Annotated in this window: 19 protein-coding genes; 8 read left to right on the forward strand and 11 right to left on the reverse strand. The window is 32.6% G+C overall.

Translation table 11 applies throughout. From position 1 onward, the window contains the following. Positions 1-29 precede the first annotated feature (29 nt). Positions 30-821: an SDR family oxidoreductase gene (locus ACTG3Y_RS05225; RefSeq protein WP_439151868.1), complete on the reverse strand. Its 792-nt coding sequence runs from the start codon at positions 819-821 to the stop codon at positions 30-32. Beyond that, on the reverse strand, positions 811-1713 hold the full coding sequence (locus ACTG3Y_RS05230; RefSeq protein WP_439151869.1) for a sterol desaturase family protein: 903 nt from the start codon (positions 1711-1713) through the stop codon (positions 811-813). The genes ACTG3Y_RS05225 and ACTG3Y_RS05230 overlap by 11 nt, the downstream gene beginning before the upstream one ends. A gap of 93 nt (positions 1714-1806) precedes the next feature. Here ACTG3Y_RS05230 and ACTG3Y_RS05235 point away from each other — a divergent pair, with 93 nt between their 5' ends. The 5 genes from ACTG3Y_RS05235 (at position 1807) to ACTG3Y_RS05255 (ending at position 6250) form a co-directional block, all read left to right on the forward strand. Next, the gene (locus ACTG3Y_RS05235; RefSeq protein WP_439151870.1) at positions 1807-2496 is read left to right on the forward strand and encodes a DUF2490 domain-containing protein; all 690 of its coding nucleotides are present in this window, start codon (positions 1807-1809) and stop codon (positions 2494-2496) included. Positions 2497-2501: 5 nt separating this feature from the next. After that, positions 2502-3539, forward strand: coding sequence for an o-succinylbenzoate synthase (locus tag ACTG3Y_RS05240; RefSeq protein WP_439151871.1), 1038 nt, complete (start codon positions 2502-2504; stop codon positions 3537-3539). Next, the gene (locus ACTG3Y_RS05245) at positions 3539-4474 is read left to right on the forward strand and encodes a lysostaphin resistance A-like protein (RefSeq protein WP_439151872.1); all 936 of its coding nucleotides are present in this window, start codon (positions 3539-3541) and stop codon (positions 4472-4474) included. The genes ACTG3Y_RS05240 and ACTG3Y_RS05245 overlap by 1 nt, the downstream gene beginning before the upstream one ends. Further along, positions 4475-5557 (forward strand): AMP-binding protein, encoded by a 1083-nt coding sequence (locus ACTG3Y_RS05250; RefSeq protein ID WP_439151873.1) that lies wholly within the window; start codon positions 4475-4477, stop codon positions 5555-5557. A 90-nt stretch (positions 5558-5647) separates the two neighbouring features. Next, positions 5648-6250 carry a hypothetical protein gene (locus tag ACTG3Y_RS05255; protein ID WP_439151874.1) on the forward strand — a complete coding sequence of 201 codons (603 nt, stop codon included), beginning with the start codon at positions 5648-5650 and terminating at the stop codon, positions 6248-6250. 59 nt (positions 6251-6309) lie between these two features. Here the strand turns inward: ACTG3Y_RS05255 and ACTG3Y_RS05260 are convergent, their stop codons facing one another. The 3 genes from ACTG3Y_RS05260 to ACTG3Y_RS05270 form a co-directional block, all read right to left on the reverse strand. Then, complete coding sequence (locus ACTG3Y_RS05260) at positions 6310-7167, reverse strand: OmpA family protein (RefSeq protein ID WP_439151875.1); 858 nt, start codon at positions 7165-7167, stop codon at positions 6310-6312. Between the two features lie 103 nt (positions 7168-7270). Continuing rightward, entirely contained in the window at positions 7271-8263 is a 993-nt protein-coding gene (locus tag ACTG3Y_RS05265; RefSeq protein WP_439151876.1) for a glycosyltransferase family 2 protein, read from the reverse strand. Beyond that, positions 8263-8712, reverse strand: a complete 450-nt coding sequence (locus ACTG3Y_RS05270) for a type I restriction enzyme HsdR N-terminal domain-containing protein (RefSeq protein ID WP_439151877.1) — start codon at positions 8710-8712, stop codon at positions 8263-8265. The genes ACTG3Y_RS05265 and ACTG3Y_RS05270 overlap by 1 nt, the downstream gene beginning before the upstream one ends. Positions 8713-8793: 81 nt before the next feature. On the opposite strand from ACTG3Y_RS05270, the gene holA reads away from it, so the two are divergent. Continuing rightward, positions 8794-9798, forward strand: a complete 1005-nt coding sequence (holA, locus tag ACTG3Y_RS05275) for a DNA polymerase III subunit delta (protein ID WP_439151878.1) — start codon at positions 8794-8796, stop codon at positions 9796-9798. A 7-nt stretch (positions 9799-9805) separates the two neighbouring features. Here holA and ACTG3Y_RS05280 read toward each other — a convergent pair whose 3' ends face one another. The 5 genes from ACTG3Y_RS05280 to thrA all read right to left on the reverse strand — a co-directional run bounded on the left by ACTG3Y_RS05280 (position 9806) and on the right by thrA (position 16221). After that, positions 9806-10894, reverse strand: a complete 1089-nt coding sequence (locus ACTG3Y_RS05280) for a T9SS type A sorting domain-containing protein (protein WP_439151879.1) — start codon at positions 10892-10894, stop codon at positions 9806-9808. A gap of 113 nt (positions 10895-11007) precedes the next feature. Next, positions 11008-11454, reverse strand: coding sequence for a GNAT family N-acetyltransferase (locus ACTG3Y_RS05285; protein ID WP_439151880.1), 447 nt, complete (start codon positions 11452-11454; stop codon positions 11008-11010). 40 nt (positions 11455-11494) lie between these two features. Then, on the reverse strand, positions 11495-12820 hold the full coding sequence (thrC, locus tag ACTG3Y_RS05290) for a threonine synthase (RefSeq protein WP_439151881.1): 1326 nt from the start codon (positions 12818-12820) through the stop codon (positions 11495-11497). Continuing rightward, complete coding sequence (locus tag ACTG3Y_RS05295) at positions 12817-13743, reverse strand: homoserine kinase (protein WP_439151882.1); 927 nt, start codon at positions 13741-13743, stop codon at positions 12817-12819. Before ACTG3Y_RS05295 ends, thrC begins: the two co-directional genes overlap by 4 nt. A 3-nt stretch (positions 13744-13746) precedes the next feature. Beyond that, positions 13747-16221 (reverse strand): bifunctional aspartate kinase/homoserine dehydrogenase I, encoded by a 2475-nt coding sequence (gene thrA, locus ACTG3Y_RS05300; protein ID WP_439151883.1) that lies wholly within the window; start codon positions 16219-16221, stop codon positions 13747-13749. 309 nt (positions 16222-16530) lie between these two features. Here thrA and ACTG3Y_RS05305 point away from each other — a divergent pair, with 309 nt between their 5' ends. Beyond that, positions 16531-18087: an NAD(P)H-hydrate dehydratase gene (locus ACTG3Y_RS05305; protein ID WP_439151884.1), complete on the forward strand. Its 1557-nt coding sequence runs from the start codon at positions 16531-16533 to the stop codon at positions 18085-18087. A 50-nt stretch (positions 18088-18137) separates the two neighbouring features. Here the strand turns inward: ACTG3Y_RS05305 and ACTG3Y_RS05310 are convergent, their stop codons facing one another. Then, positions 18138-19178 carry a TlpA family protein disulfide reductase gene (locus ACTG3Y_RS05310; protein ID WP_439151885.1) on the reverse strand — a complete coding sequence of 347 codons (1041 nt, stop codon included), beginning with the start codon at positions 19176-19178 and terminating at the stop codon, positions 18138-18140. Between the two features lie 127 nt (positions 19179-19305). Here ACTG3Y_RS05310 and hutH point away from each other — a divergent pair, with 127 nt between their 5' ends. Beyond that, the gene (gene hutH, locus ACTG3Y_RS05315) at positions 19306-20817 is read left to right on the forward strand and encodes a histidine ammonia-lyase (RefSeq protein ID WP_439151886.1); all 1512 of its coding nucleotides are present in this window, start codon (positions 19306-19308) and stop codon (positions 20815-20817) included. Positions 20818-20971: the final 154 nt, after the last annotated feature.

Below are 20971 nucleotides of genomic sequence, written 5' to 3' on the forward strand. Positions count from 1 at the left end.
TTTATATCAGGATTATAAAGCTTCCAAAATCACCGAACTTGGCTTTTTAAAACAAGCTTATGGAGTAACTTTGGGAAAAAGCGTTTTAAATAAACGCCTTTAGTCTCACTTTTGCCAATATAAGCCTCAAACTTTTCCTTTTTAATGGCTTTTAGCATACGTTTGGCAAAATCAGTAGGTTCTAAACCATTGGCTGTCGCTGTGTCTTGTTCGTTTTGTCTACTACCATCACCAACCAATGCGTTACGTGCTACCTCGGTATTTACAAAGCCAGGGCAAATCATAGTTACTTTAATATAGTCTTTATCATGTTCCATACGCAAGGCATCAAAAAAACCGTGTAATGCGTGCTTTGCACCGCAATAAGCAGAACGGTATGGTGAACTAAATTTTCCCATTAAGCTAGTGACAGTTACAAAGTGGCCCGATTGATTAGAAACAAAATGAGGTAATATTGCTTTTGATAAAGCCACAGTACCTAAGTAATCAATTTCCATGAGTTTTTTATCAACCGAAATATCAGTATCAATAATTAGCGAACGCTGACTAATGCCTCCATTGTTAATGAGGATATCGATTTTAGTAAAGAACGAAATAGCCTTTTTAGATATGGTAGGCATATCTTCATAATTTGCTAAATCAAATGGTAAAATTTCAATTACATCAGAATTTGAACATAAATGTTTAACATAAAGAAGCGCATCTTTTCTTCTCGAAGATAAAATTAATTTACAATTGGTTTTAGACAGCTCTATTGCTAAGGCTTTTCCAATACCACTAGAAGCGCCTGTAATCCAAATCACCTTATTTTTAAATGTCATATGAGTTTTTAGAATTTAACCATTCTTCTCGTAGATCGTCAGAAACCTTGCCTGTGCCATCGTGTTTCCATCCTGGTGGTTTAATCAAATATAAAATTCGGTTTTTTAAAGATTTTTTTCCAGTAAAAGCATCTTTAAGCATATACCACCATTCAATAAAGGCAATTTTAATAGGGTTGAATGTTTTTATGTTTTTTACTAAACCATAGTTCACTTTTTCGTCATCTAACTCTGGTTGAAATGTACCAAATAGTTTATCCCAAATAATAAGAATTCCTGCATGGTTACGGTCTAAATAAATAGGGTTACTTCCATGGTGCACTCTGTGATGTGATGGAGTATTAAAAACGGCTTCAAACCACTTCGGCAATTTATTGATGGCTTCAGTATGTATCCAAAACTGATAAAGTAAACTTATAGACATCTGTAATAATATCATGGCAGGATGAAAACCAAGTAATGGAAGCCATAACCAAAATATAAAGGTGTAGAATCCTCCAGACCATGTTTGTCTCAATGCTGTACTGAGGTTATAGTGTTGAGAGGAGTGATGTACAACGTGTGATGCCCAAAATAAACGACATTCATGTGAAATTCTGTGAAACCAATAATAAGAGAAATCATCTATAAAAAATAATAATATAAAAGACCACCAAGCTACTGGTATAGTGAAAATTCTAAAGTTGTTATAAATCCAAAAGAACACTAATAATACTAAGACTTTACTTGCAAATCCTAATATTACATTTCCTAAACCCATAGAAATAGAAGAGAAAGCATCTTTAGCTTCATAGGTTTTAATATGTTGTTTTGTAGTAACATATAATTCCAATAACATAGCAGCTATGAAAAATGGAATAGCATATAATATTATATTCGGAAAATCGGGCATTATTTTTTCTTTAAAAATAGGGTTTTTTAGAACAAATAATAGTTAAAGAATCAGTAGATGCTTATTTTTATGACATATTTAAAAAGACACTAAATGAAAATTAAATTCTTCATATTACTCTTGTTTTTTTGTTTTAGCAATTTATTTTCTCAGATAGATGAATCTCAAACAGGTGCGTGGTATATGTATTTTTTTACTCATCAGTTTAATGAGAGTCAATTGGGTTTTCAAGGAGATTTTCAATATAGAGATTGGCAAGGACTAGGCGATAAAGAACAGCTTTTACTGCGCTCTGGTATTACATTTACACCTAAAAATTCTGGTGTCAAATTTACGCTTGGTTATGGTAATATAACCACAGGAGTTTACGGAGAAAACGACGAGACTTCAGTTGAGAGTAGAATTTATCAGGAAGCTCTTATACCTCAGAAATTAGGCAATCGGTTCTACTTAACCCATCGATTTAGATACGAACAGCGTTTTGTAGAAGACCAGGACTTTAGAACTCGTTATCGCTACAACCTTTTTTTAAATGTCCCTTTGAATCGAAAAGAACTTAATTCTAAAACAATTTATCTCGCATTATATAATGAACTTTTTATTAATGGTGGAACAGATATTGGAGATGGAAGGAGTGTTCAGTTATTCGATAGAAACAGAACCTATTTAGGTTTAGGATATGTGATAAGTCCAAAAATTAGATGTCAATTTGGTTGGATGAACCAAAAAACTGTGAATTGGGGAAAAGGCCAACTACAATTTAGTTTGCATCATAAGATTTAGTAGTTATGAAAGCAAGTTATAAAAAATACATTCTCAATTTTAAACGTCCTAGTGGTACCTCAAGAGGTGTTATGAATACCAAGGAAACTTGGTTTATTATTTTAAATGATAATAACAAAACAGGAGTAGGTGAATGCGGGATTTTAAAAGGACTGTCAATTGATGATAGGCCAGATTATGAAAAAACCTTAAAATGGGTCTGTGATAATATTGATCAAGGCTTAGTTAATTTATTAGATCAACTAACTGAGTTTCCAAGTATTCAATTTGGACTAGAAACTGCTTTTAGGTCAATAGCTAGTCCTAATCAATTTGATTTGTTCTCATCAGCATTTACAGAAGGATTGGATAATATTCCTATTAATGGATTAGTTTGGATGGGAAGTGATAGTTTTATGCGAGAACAGATAAAGGAAAAGATTGAAGCAGGTTTCGATTGTATAAAAATGAAGATTGGAGCTATCAATTTTCAAACCGAATTAGATATTTTAAAATCTATTAGAAAAGAATTTTCAGTTTCGGATATAGAGTTACGAGTAGACGCTAATGGTGCGTTTTCTGCGGAAGAAGCGTTAGAAAAACTGAAACGGTTGTCAGAGTATCAATTACACTCTATAGAGCAGCCTATTAAACCTAAACAGTTTAATGCAATGGCTAAACTCTGTGAGATGTCTCCATTACCTATTGCATTAGATGAAGAGTTAATTGGGGTGTTTTCAGTTCAGGATAAAAAAGAGGTTTTACAAACCATTAATCCACATTATATTATCTTAAAACCAAGTTTAATTGGTGGTTTTTCAGGGAGTCAACAATGGATCAATTTGGTCGAAGACTTAAATATTAAGTGGTGGATAACAAGTGCATTAGAAAGTAATGTTGGGCTTAATGCCATTGCACAATGGACATATACCTTAAAAAATAGTATGCCACAAGGTCTTGGAACTGGTAGTTTATTTACCAATAATTTTGATTCGCCATTAATTGTAAAAAATGGTACTTTGCAATACGATAATAATGAAAATTGGAATTTTAATCTACAATAATGAACTACATACAACAAGCCTATAAAGGACAACGTGAATTATGGATGTTTATACTAACTACCATTTTAGTAGCAGGTATATTTATTCTCAATTTTGTGATGTATTTATTTAGTGATCCGTCAGATTTGGATGCTGCTTATGAATTGATGAAAAGGATTCCTCCAAATATTTCATTAATTATCAATTTAGCACCGTTTGCTGTTTTGTTAGGATTACTGTTTTTAATGGTGAAATATGTTCATCATCGCAGTATTCTATCATTAACTACGGCAAGACCTAAAGTCGATTATAAACGTGTGTTGTTTTCATTCTTGATGATTTGTACATTTACTTTAGTTACCTTTTTCATAGGGTATTCTATTGATTCATCCGAATTAGTATTTCAATTTAATCCAGGCAAATTTGCGTTGCTTTTTCTGATAAGTATTATTTTGTTTCCATTTCAAATTGGGTTAGAAGAATACCTTTTTAGAGGGTATTTAATGCAGCATATAGGTATACTAGTAAAAAACAAATGGTTCCCTTTAATAGTAACATCAGTTTTATTTGGTATTGCTCATAGTGCAAATCCAGAAGTAGCTGAAATAGGATTTGGAAAAATGATGATCTTTTATGTCGGTACAGGTTTGCTTTTAGGCATCATGACCTTAATGGATGACGGTTTAGAACTGGCATTAGGATTTCATTTAGGAAATAATTTACTAGCGTCTTTATTAGTTACGGCAGATTGGACAGCCTTACAAACAGATGCTCTTTTTAAAAGTACTGCAGAGCCGTCCATGAGTTTAGTATCAGAAATAATAATACCTGTTTTCGTGGTTTACCCAATAATGCTGTTTATTTTATCTAAAAAATATGGCTGGAAAAACTGGAACGACCGTTTGTTTGGCAAGGTCACTGAACCACCTAAGGAAGACTATAAAATATTAGAATAGATGACACCAAGGTTTGACAAAGTCCACAATAGATTTAAGTTCAATGGCTTACATTTCGATCATGACGAGCTTAAAGAAGTATGCTATAGTTTAATAAAAGAAGGTGAGCCTTACGAGAAAGTCACCGGCGATTTTCTAATTGATTGGTTAAACAATAAGGACTATTTATATGTGAGTACATCAGGCTCTACAGGACAACCAAAATCAATAAAACTGAAAAAGCAAGCTATGGTAAATTCAGCCATTGCAACGGGTGATTTTTTTGGGTTACAACCAGGAGATACAGCATTAGATTGTTTACCAAGTCATTATATAGCTGGGAAAATGATGTTGGTAAGAGCTATGATTTTAGGTTTAGAAATAGACTGTGTTGAGCCGAGTGCACATCCTATTTTTGATTACGAAAAGCACTATGACTTTTCTGCAATGATTCCATTACAATTAAAACATATTCTCAATTACACTCAGAATATCAAGACCTTGATTGTTGGAGGTTCTAAAGTGACAAAGCCGTTGTTAGAACGCATTAAAGGCTGTACTTCTAAATTCTACGAAACTTATGGTATGACAGAAACTATCACACATGTTGCTGTTAAAAAATTACAGTCTAAAGCAGCAAAAGGTGAAGACTTATTTAATGCATTACCCAACGTTACATTTAATAAAGATGAAAGGAATTGCTTAGTTATTAATGCGTCAAAATTGGTTAACGAACCATTAATTACTAATGATATTGTAGATCTAAAATCAGAAACAAGTTTTAAATTACTTGGTAGATTTGATAATGTCATAAATTCTGCTGGTGTTAAACTATTTCCAGAGCAAATAGAAGACAAATTACAACCTGTAATAGATGAGCGCTTTTTTGTTATTGGTGTGGCTGATGATAGTCTTGGGGAAAAACTAGTATTATGTGTTGAAAACCCTAGAGACTCAAAAGAAAGTATCCTTAAGAGGATAAAACTTATAAAAGGATTAACTAAATATGAAGTGCCTAAAGACATATTCATAGTTAATAAATTTGAGGAAACCGTTAACGGGAAAATTCAACGTAACAAAACCATAAAATCTATTCTTGGTTAGTTAACTCATTCAAATACTTAGTTTACTCATTATTGGTTTTTTGTTATTGATATGGCATATAGTTTTATTGAAACTTTAAACGCCAAACCAATGAAAACGCTAATCACTTTTACACTTGCACTCGTCTTTTCAGTTGCAAGTCACAGCCAGGAAAAAAATATTGAAACAGAATCTGTAAAACTTGATAATTTTATATCATTTATTATTGAGAATTATAGTATTGAGACAGACTCTACAAACACCAAAAATATAACATTTCTGATAGAAACGTATGCAGACACTTTTAATGTAGAAGATAGTGTTATACTAAAGCAGGCATTTAAACTCTTATCTAAACGCGTTACAGAAGAAGATCGAATAAGTATTGCAATGTATTCTAATTTTAATGGAATTGCACTCAATCACGCAGAAGCTAATGATCTTAAAAAGCTTTTATACACTATTGAACATCCTAAATCTAGTGTGAAAATATTTGAGGAGGATGGTATAGAATTGGCTTACAATTTCGCCAAAGAGAATTTTAATGACGACGCTGAGAATTCTGTAGTTATGATTCGTATTCCAAATAGAACACAAGAAATTTCGGAAGTTAAAAATAAAGACTCTGGGAAAAAAGTCAAAAAGAAAAGTAATGCCTTAGTATTAACAGCTATGGCATTATTACCAGAGATCATTTCTGTTATCAAAGATTAATAGCAAACAAAAACCCAATACAGTGATGCATTGGGTTTTCTTATTATATATTTCTTGCTTTAGTTTCCTGCAGATAAATTTTTCATTTCTTCTTCAATCATTTCATAAAACTCGTCAATTTTTGGTAATACAATAATTCGAGTTCTTCTGTTTTTAGCTCTGTTTTCTGCTGTATCATTAGCTACTAAAGGCACATGATAACTACGTCCTGCTGCGATGAGTTGCTGAGGATTTACCTCTAATTCTTCTAATACACGTACTACAGAAGTGGCACGTTTTACACTTAAATCCCAGTTGTCTAATAATGGTGGCTTGCTATAAGAAACATTATCTGTATGAGATTCTACCATAGCTTCAAAAGTTGGTTTACTGTTGATTACTTTAGCGACTTTAGCTAAAACTTCCTTAGCTCTATCCGTTACGTTATAACTACCACTCTTAAATAATAATTTATCAGCAATAGATATAAATACCACACCTTTTTCAACATTAATCTGAATATCCGGATCGTTAATACCCACCTCTTTTTTAAGACTTGTTACTATGGCTAGAGTTACACTATCCTTTTTTGTAAGCGCATCCTGTAATCGAGATATTCTTAAATCTTTTTCTTTTAAACTTTCCAAAGATTTTTCAAGATTTTCAGCTCCTTTTTGCGTTAAAGTAGTTAAGTTTCCTTTAGTATCAATTAAATCTTGATTTGCTTTACGTAAATCAGACAACTGATCTTTCATAGTTTCTACTCTTGCATTTGCAGCCGCTGCATCAGATAAACACTTATTTAGTTTTACAGTTGCGGAGTTCAATAAATCTTGAGTTTCTTTTTGTTGTGCTTCAAGTGCCAGGTAGTCCTTCTTCGATACGCATGACGCTAACAACAACATTGCACAAACACTTAATGACATTAGTTTTTTCATAAATTGAATTCGTTTAAATTGTTAATTATAACAATTCAAAATTATACAAAAGAAGAATTGACCGACCATCGATTAACAAAAACTTTAACAGATTTATGAACAATTAGAATTTTCTTCTTTTTTTTATAAAATAAGACCACACTATTGAGTTGGTATTATAATAATTTGAGCGATTTGGAAGCAGTTTTCGTTCTTTTATAAGTCGGCCTAAATTTAAGTATAATGAGCCATGAGCTTTCAGGATAGCAACAAAATGCTGTGGCTTAAACTGAAGCACAAATCGTATACCAGCAATACCATCAAGCAGCATTCTAATAATCGTTCTAATGAATAGATTAGAATCTGTGTTTTTAACTAAAGTAAAAAGACTGTTTCTAAAATTTAAATAGGTTTTCTTAGGGCTTGAATTTTTTAACGTGGCACCACCAATATGATAAACCGTTGAAGTACCTACATACTTAGTCGTATAATTAGAATTGAAAGCACGCCAGCAAAGATCAATTTCCTCCATATGTGCAAAATAAGAAACATCGAATCCTTTCAATTTTTTGAAAACAGAATTTCTAATAAATAAACATGCACCAGAAGCCCAAAATATGTCTTTAATGTCGTTATACTGACTGTTATCTTCTTCAATGGCGTTGAATATACGACCACGACAATATGGGTAACCATATTTGTCTATAAATCCACCAGCAGCACCAGCATATTCAAAATGAGTTTTTTGTTTATAATCTAGAATTTTAGGCTGTATTATGGCCGTGTTTTCATCTGCGTTAAACACGTCTATGATAGGATTAAGCCAATTATTGGTGACTTCAATATCACTATTTAGTAAGCAGAGTAGTGGTTCAGTAACTTTTTGAAGTGCGTCGTTATACCCTTTTGCATAACCACCGTTTTCAGAATTTTGAATGACATGGACTGAAGGAAAATATGATCTTACAAAGTCCACAGACTTATCTGTAGACGCATTATCAGCAACATAGATTTTAGCATCACCGGAGTATTTTAGAACTGATGGTAAAAATATTTCAAGTAAATCCTGACCATTCCAGTTTAAAATAACTACTGCTATATCTTCTGTTTCGTACATTATTGATTAGTGTAATTAGGAATATCTTTTAAAAACGAATACTGTTCTTCGACGTTATCCATCTGACAATAATAATGATTTAAACCATTAGTAACCATAAGATAAGATGCATCTAATACCATGTTATAACGTGCTATCTGATCAAAAGTATCTTGGTTAATCGCAATAGTATGAGATTTACATTCTACAATAAGATGAATACTACCATCAGGATTAAAAACAACAATATCATAACGTTTTTTTAAATCGTTGATGCGGAGCTCCTTTTCAACATTAATAAGTGATTTAGGATAATTTTTCCCATTTATTAAATAATGCACACAGTGTTGTCGCACCCATTCTTCGGGTTGAAGAATGATGAATTTTTTCCGAATGACATCAAAAATAGAAACTTTATTTTCTGTACTTTTGAATCGGTATTCAAATTTTGGAAAGTTGAGTTCTTGCACTACACAAAATTAAAATTATAATGTCACTTCGCGCAGTTTTCTGAGAAAATTTTAGCGTAAACTGACAAACACTTTAAGACATTGGACGACGTTAAAAAACTGGTTACAGCAATAAAGCAAGGAGATATAAAACCTATTTATTTTTTAATGGGGGAGGAATCTTATTACATTGATAAGATCTCAGACTTCATTGAAGATAATATTTTGGATGAATCAGAAAAAGGCTTTAACCAAATGGTACTTTATGGTCGTGATATTTCAATTGATGATATAGTGAGTAATGCCAAACGATTTCCTATGATGGCAGAGCGTCAGGTGGTTATTGTAAAGGAAGCTCAGGATTTAAGTAGAACGATTGAAAAACTTGCCAAATATGCTGAGAATCCTCAGCCTACAACGGTATTAGTCATTAACTACAAGTATAAAAAAATTGACAAACGTAAAGCTCTCTATAAAGCTATCAATAAAGTAGGTGCTGTCTTTGAAAGTAAAAAACTATACGAAAATCAGGTTCCGGATTGGATTAGACGCGTTTTGAAAGGGCAAGGTTATGATATTTCACCTAAAGCAGCACAGATGCTTGTTGAGTTTTTGGGTACAGATTTGAGTAAGGTGAATAATGAACTTAGTAAACTTAAAATTGTTTTACCGAAAGGCACTCAAATTACACCAGAGCATATAGAAGAAAATATAGGTATTAGTAAGGATTATAATAATTTTGAATTACGAAAAGCAGTTGGTGAACGAAATGCCATAAAAGCACATAAAATAGCTAAGTATTTTGCTGATAACCCTAAAGATAATCCAATGGTGGTTACAGTGTCTTTATTGTTTAGTTTCTTTAATCAATTATTACACCTTCATGGTATGGTAGATAAGTCACCTAGAAGCGTTGCATCTGCATTACGTGTCAACCCTTATTTTGTAAATGAATATCTTACAGCTGCAAGAAATTATCCGATGAAACGCGTAAGTGCTATCATTGGATTATTACGAGAATTTGATGTAAAAAGCAAGGGTGTTGGATCTAATGCAGTACCTCAAGGAGACCTTCTTAAAGAGTTGTTAGTTAGAATATTAGGTTAGCTATAACTTATTGAACAACAAGTCTTTTAATAGTAATACTACTATTAGTTTTATTTTGAATTTTCACAAGATAAACTCCAGAATTCAAATCTGAAATATCAATCTGTTTTTTTGAAGATGATTTAACAAGTTTACCAAGAATTGAATAGATATTTACATTACAATTATCATGACTAATTCTTATTGAATTTTTAGCAGGATTTGGGTGAAATGACACCTCTTTTTCACTGTAAGTTTTATTACTTAATGTCGATAAATTTACACTAAATAATCCATGTAAATCAGATTCATTTTTTTCAGCAGAAATATAGTATTCTGCAGCGTTTATCGGTGCAATACCTTCAATTTGTGAAGAGTAATTTGCTGGTGTATTTACAGACGTTTTTTGAATGCTTCCGTTTGAAAATAGGCCAGCACTAAATCCGGTTAATTCAAGTAAAAAAGGACCATTTACATCGTAGCCACATAGTAAAATGGTGTTGTTAGCAGTGTTGAGAGTCGCACCTGAAACTAGACCTTGAGCTTCAATACTATCTATCATTGAAATACTATAGGTTCCAGGTGTTTTTGATAATTCGTAAATATTAGTATTACCATCCAACCAGTTTTTTGAAAAAACAAATAGCTTGTTATTGAAATGTATAAGAGCTTCTGCATCAAAATTTGTTGATAATGGATTTGGTGTGAAATCGGATTGATCACTGTAATTATAGTTAATAACATCAGCAGTTACCGATGTATTCGAAAAATAATCTGAAATTAAAACCCTGTATACTTTCAAATCTGTTCTATTACCTTGGTTGTTACCAAAATCTCCAATATAGATATAACTATCGTCGTAGGTAATATCTTCCCAATCAACATTTGCTGCATTAGTAATGGTTACTGTCCTTGTAACGGCTCCCGTCGAAGTGTCTATATCAAACAACTGGTTGGTCGTAGCAGAATCATTATGAGTAATTAATGTATTGTTGAGGTAAATTAATCCTGAAGTTTCATTCACCATTGCATCTAAATCAGTCTCTAAGACAAGTTGCTGTGCAGAAACCTCAAAAAGCATAAATAACAAGTACGCTATAGCATATATAAATTTCATAATAAAAATAGCCTAAAAGCTCTCTAATGTAATGATTCTATTGGTTAATTATTTAAAAACTATATGTAAGTCGCATTTTTGGGTTGTATTGTAGAAGAGGAGTAGTATTTTGTCTATTCTATATGATCTAGTGTGCAATAATAGTGCAATAATTCCTCATCACTAGTTGGCAGTTTCCCTATACCTTTTAAGTCAAATCCTAAGCGTTCGAGTAATTTTTTTGATGCATTATTTTCTTCTAAGGTATAGGCGCTTATTACTTTTAATCCATAAGAGTGCTTGGCAGATTCCAAAATTCGGCTGGCAGCTTCAAAAGCATAACCTTTACCTTCAAAATCTGGAAGAAATGCAAAGCCAATATCTGGTTCATCTTTACCCTCTCTATGATAAACACCGCAAGTGTCTAGTTTGGTATTGTCCGCTTTTCTAATTACCACATTGTTTCCGTAACCAACTTTCTCAAATTGAGGTAGTGCTTTTGTTTTAATGTAATTCTCAGCCTCTTCAACTGTTCGCACATTTCGCTCTCCTATGAATTGAATCCACTTTGGTGTATTCATTAGTTTTAAAATGAATGCTGCATCGTCAGTTGTGACAGGTCTAATCTGTAGTCTTTCTGTTGTAATTAGTGTTTATTTTTTTCAATAAAAATCCCTTCAAATCCTCATAAGTGCGTATAGCAGTGGCAACTTTATCCTTATCCATAACGGCCTTAATTTGTGGTGGAAGAGGAATATTGGTTTTAATCACGTCTTCAACAACATCTAAAAATTTAGTAGGGTGAGCGGTTTCTAAGAATACGACATGTGCATCGTTCTCTACTAAATATTCTTTTGCACCTAAATAACCAACAGCACCATGAGGATCGGCCACATAATTATACATTTTGTATAGTTCTGATAATGCTGTTTTTGTCTCCTCATCAGAATAGCTGTAAGACGATAGATTGATTTTTAAAGTATCAAAATCCTTGTTGTGTAATTCTTGTATCCTAATGAAATTACTTGGATTACCAACATCCATAGCGTTACTTATAGTTTGTACAGAGGGTTTAGGTTTGTACATTTTTGTATTCATATAATCTACAACAGTTCTATTCGCATTATTTGCTGCAATAAAATGTTGTATTGGTAAGCCTAATTTTTGAGCTACCATACCTGCACATATATTTCCGAAATTTCCACTCGGTACAGAAAAAGCAATGTTTTTATATCTCGATTTTAGTTGTTTATAGGCGAACATAAAATAGAAGAGTTGTGGTAACCAACGTGCAATATTAATAGAGTTTGCAGAGGTTAACTGCATTTTATTGGTTAACTCTTCGTCCATAAAAGCACACTTCACCATGTTTTGGCAATCGTCAAAAACTCCATCAACTTCTAAAGCGGTGATATTTTGTCCTAAAGTAGTGAGTTGCTGTTCTTGAATATCACTAACTTTTCCCCTAGGATATAATATTACGACATTCACTCCTTTTACACCTAAAAAACCATTGGCGACAGCACCGCCAGTATCACCAGATGTTGCTACTAAAACCGTCACTTCATTAGTGTTATTTTTATTAAAATAGCCTAGGCATCTTGCCATAAATCGAGCACCAACATCTTTAAATGCCATAGTAGGACCATGAAATAACTCTAGAGTCGAGATATTTTCATTGATATTCACCACAGGAAAATTGAAACTGAGCGTTTCATTAACTATAGTTTTTAAAACAGCCTCAGGTATTTCTGGAACAATAAATTGCTTTATAGCTTCAAAGGCAATTTCAGTATCAGATTTACTCTCTATAGTTTCAAAAAAGGATGAATCTAAGGGTGTAATCGATTCGGGAAAATATAAACCTTTATCAGGTGCTAAGCCTCTTACAACAGCATCTTTAAAAGTTGTGTTTGGCGCTTTTTTATTTAGTGAATAATAGTTCATGATAGTATTTTTATGCCTTCAGTATTAATTTTAGAGACATAAGTTTGAAATTTAATATCTGTTTTAGAATACACCTTATCCATCGCTTTTTCTACCTTTAAAGCCGTTTCTTGCCCTTTACTCAATGCAAATATTGAAGGTCCAGAACCAGAAATAGCACAACCTAAAGCTCCTGCTTTTAATACATCTGATTTTATAGTATCAAAGTATGGAATAAGTTGTTTACGATGTGGCTCTATGACCAAATCGTGCAATGCATCTTTTATTAACTCATAATCAGATGTGTGTAATGCATGCACTAAACTACCAACATTTGCCCATTGTAAGATGGCATTTTTCAATGGAACGTCCATAGGTAAAATAGCTCTGGATTCTGATGTTTTTATTTCAATTTGTGGATGAATTAGTGTGGCATATAAATCAGTTGGAGTAGGTAATACTATAACTTTTAAAGGATTTGAAGATTTGACTAAAGTAAAACCACCAAAAATTCCAGGTGCAATATTATCGGCATGCTCTGCTTTACTTGCTAAAAATTCACCTTTCATAGCAAAAGCAGTAAGTTGGGTTTTGTTTAACGGTTTACACAATAACTCATTCATTCCAAAAACACTACCAGATGCACTTGCAGAACTACTACCAATGCCACTTCCTGGCTTTATTTTTTTATAGATCTCAATCTCAAATCCGCAATCTGGATTTAATGCATTATACATGGCTAATGCGGAAACTCCTGCAACATTTTGTTCAGTTTCGTAGGGTAAATCATAGCCTTCAATTTTAGTAATCTTTATCCCTTTATTTTGAGTTTTTCTTATCACCATTTCATCACCAATGGAATCTAGACAAAACCCTAGCACATCAAATCCGCAAGCTACGTTTGCGACAGTTGCTGGTGAAAAAATTTTTATTTCCTGACTCATATTTTAGTTATTGGCAATTCTTATAATATCGGCAAACAGACCAGAAGCAGTAACATCTGCTCCGGCGCCAGCACCTTTAATTATCATTGGTTGTTCAGGATATCTCTCTGTATAAAACATAACAATATTATCCTTACCTTCTAAATTATAAAATGGATGTCCTTGAGGAATTTCTTTGAGTCCTACTTTGGCTTTTCCATCATTAAACTCTGCAACAAATTTTAATTGACAATTTTTATCATTTGCTGATTTATATAAACGCTGATAATGTGGCTCATCTTCAATTAGTGTTTTATAAAAATTGTCTACAGATTTGGCATTCATAGCCATATCGGTTAAGAAATTATCGCTTTCTAGATCTGATAACTCTATTTGATGGCCACTTTCTCTAGCTAAAATCAAAACCTTTCGCGCCACGTCAACACCACTTAAATCTATTCTCGGATCTGGTTCAGTATAGCCTTCTTCTTGGGCTTGCTTTACAACATCATGAAACGTAGAATCAGAATTAAAATTATTAAAAATAAAATTGAGACTTCCTGATAAAACTGCTTGTATTGAATTTACTTTATCACCAGATGTAATAAGATGATTTAATGTATCTATAACGGGTAAACCTGCACCAACATTGGTTTCAAACAAAAATGAGGCGTTGTATTTTCTAGATAATTGTTTGAGCTCATTGTAATATTGAATATTTCCTGAACAAGCTATTTTATTACAAGCAATCACAGAGATACTTTCTTTTAAATAATCACCATACATATTGGCAACAGATTCGTTTGCGGTGATATCTATAAAAACTGAATTTCTAAGATTCAAGGCTTTGGCATGCATAAAAAAACCAGCTAATGATGCTTTTTCTCCTTCTTGTAGTTTGGTTTTCCAATCTTTTAAACCAATGCCATCATCTACAACAACCATAGTTCTTGAATTTGATAGTCCTACAACTCTAAGATTAATTTTAAAATTTTCTTTGACGTATGCCTTTTGCTTTTTTATTTGTTCTATAAGTCGTTCACCAACATTACCGACACCAGTTACAAATAGATTAATTTGTTTGGTTTTAATTTCAAAGAACCTTTCGTGTAAACTATTAAGTGCTTTTTTAACATCATCTTTATGAATAACGGTAGAAATATTCCGCTCTGAAGCGCCCTGTGCTATAGCTCTAATATTTACATTGTTTTTACCAAGAGTACTAAACATTTTGCCACTTATTCCTTGATGACTTTTCATTTTATCGCCAACAATAGCGATTATAGATAAGTCTGATTCTATCAGGATAGGATCTAGTTTTTGTAATGAAATTTCATATTCAAATTCTACATCTATTAATTGTTTAGCAAGTGCAGCATCTTTATCAGCTATTCCAAAGCAAATAGAATGCTCAGAAGAGGATTGTGTAATTAGTATTATGTTAATTTTGTGAAGTGCAAGTGTCTCAAATAAACGTTTACTAAAGCCAGGTATGCCGACCATACCGTTACCTTGTAAAGTAAGTAAGGCAATATTATCAATATTACTAATTCCTTTTACTGGTGATTCTCCATGGCCTTTTAAATTTTCAGAAATTAGAGTGCCAGCGGCATCTGGTTTCATAGTGTTCTTAATCACTATAGGAATTCTCTTTTTCAGAACAGGCATTACTGTGGGTGGGTAAAGTACTTTTGCGCCGAAATGAGATAATTCCACAGCCTCTTGATAGGATAATTCTTTTATTGGAGACGCTTGTTTTACGAGTTTAGGATTAGTAGTAAACATGCCACTAACATCTGTCCAGATTTTTAATTCTTCTGCATTTAAAGCGGCGGCAATTATAGCTGCCGTGTAATCAGAACCACCTCTTCCTAAGGTTGTAATTTCACCTTCAGCAGATTTAGAAACAAAGCCTGGTAATAAAACGATTTGCGAAGAATTTCCTTTAAAAAAAGTTTCAAGATTAGTATTAGTTTGTTTAAAATCAACAATTGCATTATTAAAGCTTGTATCTGTCACAATTAATTCTTGAGCGTTTTTAAGCACTGCATCTATTTTTCTGGAAACTAATGTATGATAAATGATAGTTGAAGAGAGTGTTTCACCAAAAGTTAATAGTTTATCTCTGGTTTTAGGTGATAATTCATTGATTAGATAAATACCATCTAGCAGACTTCTAAGTTCATTTAACTTTGATGATATTAAATTATGTAGATCGTCATGTTGTTTCTGCAATGTTTTGTCCTTATCCGAATTTTTAAATAGACCCTCAATAACCTGATTGTGCTTTGACCAAATAGAATCATATTTTTCGATATAAGCTTTATTTTTATCGCAAGCTAAACCTGCAGCTTCCAATAGTTTATCAGTAATTCCGCCTAATGCAGAAACAACCACAGCAATTTCATAATCTTTAGATTGTTGGTCTAAAATCGCAATAACTTTATTTATATTTTCAGCGGTACCAACAGATGTTCCACCAAATTTAAGAACCTTCATAGTTACAAGAATTAAAAAGAAAAAACTAATGTCATATAAGACAATTCAATGGACGGAAAGACTATTGTTAAATACCCCAAAGGGTAATTGTAGTAGAAATAAATAACATAGACTTAAACATACTTCTGGTATGTGTAATTGGGCAAATTGAAATGTTCATTTTTTTCTTCATTACTTCTCAAATGTATTATTTTTACGGTAATAAAAAAACAAAACACAATTTTTTAATGAATTGTTGAATAAGCTGACGTTTTATTATTGAAATCTTAGCTTATTGGTTTTATAATAAATTAGCATTAAAAGAATTCAATGAAAGTATTCTCAAAAGAACAAATTTATCAGGGCGATAAATTAACTACCGAACGTCAAAATATTTCGTCAACAGATTTAATGGAGCGTGCAGGAACCCAAATTTTTAATTGGATGCATATGCGAATGCAAGGTGCTCAGGTACCCATTCATATATTTTGCGGAATTGGTAATAATGGAGGAGATGGTTTAGTATTGGGACGACATTTATTAACTCATGGTTATAATGTAATAACCTATATTGTTAATTGTAGTGATAAGCGTTCAAAGGATTTTTTGATCAATTACGATCGTATTAAAAATGTAACCAAAGATTGGCCAAAGATGCTTAGTTGTGGTGCAGATTTTTCGGAGATTGTAATTGATGAAAAAGATATTATTGTTGATGCTGTTTTCGGTATTGGATTGAATCGTCCGCCAAATGATTGGGTCATAGAATTGTTTCAAAAATGGAGAGCATCTAAAGCATTTACATTATCAATAGATGTACCCTCTGGTTTGTATACAGATCAGGCTGTTGAAGACGAAAATGCGGTAGTGCATGCTGGTTATACTCTGAGTTTTCAATCACCTAAATTAGTTTTCTTCTTACCAGAAACTGCAAAATATACAGTACAATGGGAAGTATTAGATATTGGTATAGACCGAGACTATTTAATGCAAACAGAAACTGAAGTGGAATTGATTTCTAAATTCGAAGTCCTTCCGCTTTACAAACCCAGAGAAAAGTTTTCACATAAGGGTGATTTTGGCCACGCGCTTATTATTGGAGGTAGTCATGGAAAAATCGGAGCTGTAAATTTAACGTCGCGTGCTACCTTAAGTGCAGGTGCTGGTTTAGTGACAGCATATATTCCAGAATGTGGTTACAATAGCTTACAAGCAGCCGTACCAGAAGTCATGGTGATTACCGATAAAAATGATAAACATATTAGTGATATTCAATTTGAAATAGAACCAACAGTTATTGGTATAGGAATAGGCTTAGGTTTAGCAGGTGATTCTGTTTTAGCATTCGAGACATTTTTGAAGAAGAATAAGACACCATTGGTGATTGATGCCGATGCGCTAAATATCCTGGCTCAAAAAAAGGCACTATTAAAACTATTGCCAGAACAGTCTGTTTTAACACCACATCCAAAAGAGCTAGAACGATTAATAGGGAAATGGTCTCATGATTTTGATAAACTTAAAAAAGCAAAAGCATTTTCTTCTAAATACAATGTCATTATTGTTATAAAAGGAGCACATTCAATAACGGTTTACCAAGACAAACAATATATAAATACAACCGGAAATCCTGGTATGGCAACCGCAGGTAGCGGCGATGTTTTAACAGGAATTATTACAGGTTTAATAGCTCAAAAATATGATCCATTAGCAGCGTCAATTTTTGGTGTTTATTTACACGGTAAATCTGGTGATATTGCACTGGAAGATTTTGGTTATCAGAGTTTAATAGCCAGTCATATTATTGAAACTATTGGTGAAGCCTTTATAGACCTTTTTAAACAACCAGAAGAGCCACAGAACGAACAAGAGCCAAAAGAAGAATAATAAAAAAGCCTTCAATTATGAAGGCTTTTTTATTAATTATAATGTGTGTCTTAGATATCTAGAGAATTGAATAGTTCTACTAATTTAGGATTAGAAGGTCGTGGAGCATCAGCATTCACAATATTACCATCCGGATCAATTAAAATAAATCTAGGAATTGCATTGATTTTATAGTCTTGAATAAACTGAGATTTAAAGCCATCATCCGCTAATAATTGAATACCTCCTAAGTCTTTTTCAGCAATCATTTTTTTCCAGCCTTCATAAGCTGCTGCTGCATCTCCTTTATAGCCGCGACCTTCGTCTACGGAGATACTAACGATTTGTATATTTTTATCTTCAAATTGTTTTTCAACCTTTTTAAGTGAAGGAATTTCTCTCTTACAAGGACCGCACCATGTTGCCCAAACATCTACATATACGTACTTACCTTTTAAATCTTCTAAAGACATATTTCCGCCAGCATAGTTTTCATAATCTGTAAAAGTTGGAGATGCTTTTCCTGCAGGAAATTGTTCTCGCATCGCAATTTTAGAAGCCATATATTGCGTTAGCGATTTAACGGTAGCTTCTATATTATTATCCATTTTGACAATATGTGCAGAGTCTACTGTTGAAAATTTCGATTTTAAGTCTTTATATGCGTTTCGGTAATTAGTAACGGCATTATTTAAATCTTCACGTGTTCCATTTGCAATTAAATCTTCAGTGAAATAATCACTGGAAATTAAATACGACTGAATTGAGAAGTTATTAATATCGGCAGCGTCACCACCAAAGACCATTTGTTTATCAAATTCTTCATAATCAGTATTCAAGGTAGTTTCATTATCATTCTCTAAATAGATCTCTCCATACTGCTCGCCATGCTGTATGGTGTAATCACCAGCTTCAATCTTCAGCGTATCTTTAAATGTACCATCTTCATTTAATGGTATATCTCTTTTGAGCTCTCTGCCTTTTAGAATTTTAAGTGTTTTACTTTCATGTGGGTTTTCAATTTTACCAGAAAGCGTTACATAATCTTTTGGTTCTTCCTTTTTGCATCCTATTAGGGAAATAGCAATGCAAAGCATTAATAGTTTTTTCATAAATAGTATTTTGTTCATATTCAAATGTAAACAATCTTTAATAAATGTTTTTAATCAATGAATTATTAACAATGTGTTGCCAAACCGAAAAATATTCTCAATTTTGGAAGTATATAAATATTTTGAAATGAGTAATTACCATAGTGTAGGTTCAGAGTCCTTAGGCTTATCTAAAATTCAAGAGATCATTAATAAAGATCTAAAGCTAAAATTATCTGAAGATACTATTATAAAAATTAAGAATTGTAGAGCTTACCTTGATCAAAAAATGATGACACAGAAAGATCCTATATATGGTATTAATACAGGATTTGGATCATTGTGTAATATTAAAATTTCAGAACATAATTTAACCGTTCTACAAGAAAATCTTGTGATGTCGCATGCAAGTGGTATGGGAGATTTGGTGCCTAAACCAATTATTAAGCTCATGTTACTTCTTAAAATACAATCTTTAAGTTATGGCAATAGTGGTGTGCAGCTATTAATTGTAGAACGCCTTATAGATTTATACAATAATAATGTATTACCAGTTATTTATACAAAAGGATCATTAGGCGCATCAGGAGATTTAGCTCCACTAGCACATTTGGCACTGCCACTAATTGGCAAAGGAGAGGTATACTTTAAAGATAAAGTAGTGGAGGCAAGTGAGGTGATAGAGCATTTTAAATGGGAGACCATTACACTTCATTCTAAAGAAGGCTTAGCACTTTTAAACGGAACCCAGTTTATGAGTGCCTACGGAGTACATTTATTATCAGAATGTTATAAGTTATCTTATTTTGCAGATCTTATTGCTTCCATGTCTTTAGAAGCTTTTGATGGTAGAATAGAACCGTTTAATCCTTTGGTTCATTTTGTAAGACCTCATAATGGTCAAATTAAAACTGCGGAACGTGTTAGAAATTTTCTTGAAGGGAGTGAGATTATTTCACAGGAAAAACAACATGTACAAGATCCGTATTCATTTAGATGTGTGCCTCAAGTTCATGGTGCAACTAAAGACACCTTAGAATATGTTAAGACAGTTTTTACTACAGAAATAAATTCCGTTACAGATAACCCTAATATCTTTATTAAAGAAGAGAAAATTATTTCTGGAGGAAATTTTCACGGACAACCTTTAGCCCTTGCTTTAGACTTTTTAAAAATTGCAATGGCAGAGTTGGGGAATATTTCTGAACGCAGAACATTTCAACTGGTATCTGGTAATAGAGGGCTGCCATCATTTTTAGTCGATAACCCAGGGTTAAATTCTGGATTTATGATTCCGCAATATACAGCTGCCAGTATTGTTAGTGCCAACAAGCAATTAGCAACACCAGCAAGTGTAGATTCTATTGTGTCTTCCAACGGACAAGAAGATCATGTAAGCATGGGAGCTAATGCCGCAACTCAGGCGTTAGAATTGGTGACTAATACAAAGCATATTTTGGCGATAGAATTGACCAACGCATCTCAAGCTTTACACTTTAGATTCCCCTTAAAATCGTCTCCTCAAATTGAATCTGTTCTCAAATTATTTAGAAATGAGATAAAATTTGTTTCTGAAGACTTAATAATGAGCAATTTATTAAAATCTGCCGTACAGTTTATCGATGATTTTTGCATCGATGAAAAAATACTTTTCGACTAAATACAACTTGTAAGTGATGAAGGGTAAATTGTTAATAAAAATGATAATTTTATTTGCGATACATTAACATTCCTATTATATTTGAGTTATAAGTTATTGCGGAAGCTGATTACTTTCAAGATAATTTTTCTTACACATTTACAATTGTTTAATA

The organism is Winogradskyella sp. (genome assembly GCF_965656915.1).
Lineage (GTDB): Bacteria > Bacteroidota > Bacteroidia > Flavobacteriales > Flavobacteriaceae > Winogradskyella.

Bases quoted from the DNA above. Each gene is read 5' to 3' on its own strand.
- ACTG3Y_RS05240 (WP_439151871.1), top strand. From the start codon at position 2,502: ATGAAAGCAAGTTATAAAAAATACATTCTCAATTTTAAACGTCCTAGT.
- ACTG3Y_RS05265 (WP_439151876.1), bottom strand. From the start codon at position 8,263: ATGTACGAAACAGAAGATATAGCAGTAGTTATTTTAAACTGGAATGGT.
- hutH (WP_439151886.1), top strand. From the start codon at position 19,306: ATGAGTAATTACCATAGTGTAGGTTCAGAGTCCTTAGGCTTATCTAAA.
- thrA (WP_439151883.1), bottom strand. From the start codon at position 16,221: ATGAAGGTTCTTAAATTTGGTGGAACATCTGTTGGTACCGCTGAAAAT.
- ACTG3Y_RS05260 (WP_439151875.1), bottom strand. From the start codon at position 7,167: ATGAAAAAACTAATGTCATTAAGTGTTTGTGCAATGTTGTTGTTAGCG.
- thrC (WP_439151881.1), bottom strand. From the start codon at position 12,820: ATGAACTATTATTCACTAAATAAAAAAGCGCCAAACACAACTTTTAAA.
- ACTG3Y_RS05230 (WP_439151869.1), bottom strand. From the start codon at position 1,713: ATGCCCGATTTTCCGAATATAATATTATATGCTATTCCATTTTTCATA.
- ACTG3Y_RS05245 (WP_439151872.1), top strand. From the start codon at position 3,539: ATGAACTACATACAACAAGCCTATAAAGGACAACGTGAATTATGGATG.
- ACTG3Y_RS05305 (WP_439151884.1), top strand. From the start codon at position 16,531: ATGAAAGTATTCTCAAAAGAACAAATTTATCAGGGCGATAAATTAACT.
- ACTG3Y_RS05280 (WP_439151879.1), bottom strand. From the start codon at position 10,894: ATGAAATTTATATATGCTATAGCGTACTTGTTATTTATGCTTTTTGAG.
- ACTG3Y_RS05310 (WP_439151885.1), bottom strand. From the start codon at position 19,178: ATGAAAAAACTATTAATGCTTTGCATTGCTATTTCCCTAATAGGATGC.
- ACTG3Y_RS05295 (WP_439151882.1), bottom strand. From the start codon at position 13,743: ATGAGTCAGGAAATAAAAATTTTTTCACCAGCAACTGTCGCAAACGTA.
- ACTG3Y_RS05235 (WP_439151870.1), top strand. From the start codon at position 1,807: ATGAAAATTAAATTCTTCATATTACTCTTGTTTTTTTGTTTTAGCAAT.
- ACTG3Y_RS05285 (WP_439151880.1), bottom strand. From the start codon at position 11,454: ATGAATACACCAAAGTGGATTCAATTCATAGGAGAGCGAAATGTGCGA.
- ACTG3Y_RS05250 (WP_439151873.1), top strand. From the start codon at position 4,475: ATGACACCAAGGTTTGACAAAGTCCACAATAGATTTAAGTTCAATGGC.
- ACTG3Y_RS05255 (WP_439151874.1), top strand. From the start codon at position 5,648: ATGAAAACGCTAATCACTTTTACACTTGCACTCGTCTTTTCAGTTGCA.
- ACTG3Y_RS05225 (WP_439151868.1), bottom strand. From the start codon at position 821: ATGACATTTAAAAATAAGGTGATTTGGATTACAGGCGCTTCTAGTGGT.